This window comes from Acidimicrobiales bacterium, assembly GCA_036399815.1.
Taxonomy (GTDB): Bacteria; Actinomycetota; Acidimicrobiia; order Acidimicrobiales; family DASWMK01; genus DASWMK01.
The window spans coordinates 1-3462 of sequence record DASWMK010000272.1; the positions used below are offsets into that span (position 1 = coordinate 1).

Sequence of the window (3462 nt, forward strand, 5' to 3'; positions counted from 1 at the left end):
CCGGGCGGCGCTCTACGTGCGGGCCGCCGAGGGCGACGAGGGCGGCAGCCTCGACCGGTTGCTCGAACGGCTCGGGCAGGAGCCGGCGCCGCCGGCCACCACGACGGGCACCGTCCGGTGACGTCCACGAGCGCGATCGACCGCCCGACGACGGCGGGGCGCGGTGACTGGCGTGCGGCCGACCGGCGGGCGACGCGCCGAGCCGGGCCCGGCCGACCGGCGGGCGACGGCGCCGACTCGGGCCCGGCCGACCGGCGGGCGACGGCGCCGAGTCGGGCCCGGCCGACCGGCGGGCGACGGCGGGGCGTCGGAACCGGCGTGCGGCCGACCGGCAGGCGGCGACCGGGGGCGAGGCGGGTCGGGCCGGGCCTGCGTCCCCACCAGCGGCCGGCCGGGACGGGTGACGGGGGGCGCGGTGCGGGCGGATGACCGGTGGGGCGCCACGGCGGCGGCCCGGGGCAGGAGGGAGTGACGATGGGGTGGTCGGGCTGGGTGGTGCTCGGGCAGGCCGCGCCGCCGGCGGGGCTGACGGCGGACGCCGTGCTGGCGTTCGTGCTGCTCGACCTCGTCATCATCCTCGCCGCGGCGCGGCTCGTCGGCGGGCTGTTCCGCCGCTTCGGGCAGCCTCGCGTCGTCGGCGAGATCGTCGCCGGCGTCCTCCTCGGGCCGACCCTGCTCGGCCCGAAGCTGTTCACCTGGACGAGCTCGTGGCAGTACCTCCAGTGCGACGCCTCCCTGAGCGCGCCGAGCACCCCGCCGGCGGCGGCCGAGAGCGTCACCTGGTGCCTGTTCCCCCAGCAGGCCAGGGGCGTCCTCGGCATCCTCGGCCAGCTGGCCCTCGTGTTCTTCATGTTCCTCGTCGGCCTCGAGCTGGACTTCGGCCTGCTGCGGGGCCGGGGCCGGGCCATCGGCCTCGTGTCGGTCGGCGCGGTCGCCGTGCCCGTGGGGCTGGCGTTCCTCGTCGGCCCGCTGCTCTACGACGCGAAGTGGGTCGGCGCACCCGACGGCACGCTCGCCTCGCAGTCGAGCTTCACGCTGTTCCTCGCGGCGATGCTCGCCGTCACCGCCTTCCCGGTGATGGCCCGCATCCTCCAGGAGAAGGGCCTCACCCAGTCGGCGATGGGCTCGGTGGGCGTGGCCGCGGCAGCCGTCGTCACCGTCCTGATGTTCCTCGCCGTGGCCGTGGCCGCCGGGGTGGCGAGCCACCAGGGCCCTTCCAGCCTGGCTCTGAAGTTCGTCGTCACCGCCATCTACCTGGCCGTGCTGTTCCTCGTCGTCCGCCCTGCGCTCGTCCCCCTCGGCCGCCGCTACGAGGAGCGCGGCCTCAGCGCCGACGTGTTCGCGCTGATCCTCGTCGTCCTGCTGGCCTCGGCGTACGCGGCGCACAAGATCGGCGTGAACGTGATCGTCGGCGGCTTCCTCGCCGGCGCCATCCTCCCGGCCAGGGTGGCGCTGTTCCGGGACATGGCGGCCCGGCTGGCCGACTTCACCGCCATCTTCCTGCTCCCGGTGTTCCTCGCCTTCTCCGGGCTGAACACGGACTTCACCACGCTCGGCGTGTCCTTCGTCGCCGGCATCGCCCTGTTCCTCGTCGCCGGCGTGGTGGGCAAGTGGCTGGGCAGCGCCGTGTTCGCCAGGGCCGGCGGCCTCAGCTGGGCCGAGGGCAACGTGATCGGCATCCTCATGAACTGCCGGGGCCTGCTCGTGCTCGTCGTCGCCCTCATCGGCTTCCAGCTCGGAATCATCTCGCCGCAGATGCAGGTCGGCGGCGTGGTCATGGCCCTCGTGACCACGGCGATGACCGGGCCGCTGTTCGACGCGTTCGCCGCCCGCATGCCGAGGGAGGCGCCGAAGCCCCTGGCCGACGTGGCCGGCGCCCCGCCCGACGCCTTCCGGGTCGTCGCCGCGCTCGACAACCTGGACCACGCGCCGGCCGTCGTGCACGCCGCCTACCGGCTGGTCGGCGACCGCCGGCCGGCCGAGGTCGACCTGGTGCGGCCGTTCTCCCTCCGCTCCGACCACGAGATCCTGATCGGGATCAACGACACCGCCCTCGAGATCGAGCGGTCGCTCCGCGCCCTCCGGATGCTGCGCCAGCTGGCCCCGCCGGGCGTCACCGTGGTCCCGTTCTCGTCGGCGACCACCGACCCGGCGTCCGAGCACCTGCGGGTGGCGACCTCACGCGAGGCCGACGTGATCGTCGTCGGCGTGAACGGCCGGGGGAGGGACGTCGTCGGCCGGCTGACCAGGCGGGCCGGCTGCCCGGTGGTCGCCTACCACCTGGGCACCCTCGACGGCGAGGGCGTGGCCGGCGGGCCGGTGACGATCGTGGGGCCGCCGTCGCCGGCCGTCACGGAGGTCGCCGGGCAGCTCGCCCTCGGCACGGGGAGCGTGGTGGAGCAGGTGGGCGACGGCGACACCGCCGCCGTGGTGGAGGCCGGCCGGCGGTCGGCGGCGATCGTGGCCGCCGCTGGCACCCAGGCGCTCGCCGGGCAGGAGGACGACTTCGGCTGCCCCGTCTACGTCGTCCACGAGGCGCTGGCCGGCGCCCGCGCCTGAGGGGGGTCAGCGGATGCCGACGTGGTGGGACTCGTAGACGAAGGTCCGCTGCCCGACGGCGACGCGGGCGCCGGGCGGGACCACCGCACGACCGGCCGGCGGCACCCTCGTCCACTGGGGCGCGCCCGGGAGCAGCAGGTAGGTGCCGTTGGTGGACCCGCGGTCGACGACGAGCACGTCCCACCCGTCGAGGCGGACCTCCGCGTGCACCCGTGACACGGTGCGGTTGGGGTCGGTGAGGTTGAGCGGGCGGGCCTGGCCGGCCGGGACGTCGGGGTCGAGCTCGGGCTCGCGGCCGATCACGTAGTCGGCGTCGAGGACGAACGCCGCCCCGTCGTCGATGACGAGCACGCCGAGCGGGGGGCGGGGGCCGGCGGTGACGATGCGGCTGACGCCCTGGTCGAAGCCCCGCCCGCACACCACGCAGTAGCGGCTGTCGGGGTGGTTGAAGTGGCCGACGGCGCAGCGGATGCCGGGCACGATCGCCGGTCCGGCGGTGACCCCCGGCGGCGCCGCCCGCTCGTCGGCGACCGAGACGGCGTCGCCGGCGACGGGCAAGGGCTCGCGCTCCTCGGGCTCCACGTCGTCGCCGAAGTGGACCGAGACGAACGGCGCCGGCTCCGGCTCGGGGCGCTCCTCGGCCGGCGGGGCGGGCACGGCCGGGCCGCCGCCGGTGTGGATGGACGCCTCGTCGGCGTCGGGGACCGGCCCGGTCGGCTCGGGCTCGGCCACCGGCGGCTCCGGCGCGCGCGGCGGCGCGGCAGGCGCACGCTCGGCGTCGGGAGCGAGCCCGGCGGCGGCGCGGTCGGGCTCGGCGTCGGCCCCGGCGGCGGCCCCGGCAGCGGCGGGCTCGGCGTCGGTGCGCTCGGGCTCGGGCTCGGCCGCGGCCCCGGCGGCGGGGCG

Annotated in this window: 2 protein-coding genes; one reads left to right on the top strand and one right to left on the bottom strand. The window is 76.9% G+C overall.

From position 1 onward, the window contains the following. Window positions 1-474: 474 nt before the first annotated feature. Window positions 475-2559 carry a cation:proton antiporter gene (locus VGB14_20460; protein ID HEX9995307.1) on the top strand — a complete coding sequence of 695 codons (2085 nt, stop codon included), beginning with the start codon at window positions 475-477 and terminating at the stop codon, window positions 2557-2559. 6 nt (window positions 2560-2565) lie between these two features. On the opposite strand, the gene VGB14_20465 is transcribed toward VGB14_20460, so the two are convergent. After that, a partial coding sequence (locus VGB14_20465) for an FHA domain-containing protein (GenBank protein ID HEX9995308.1) occupies window positions 2566-3462 on the bottom strand: 897 nt, incomplete at its 5' end.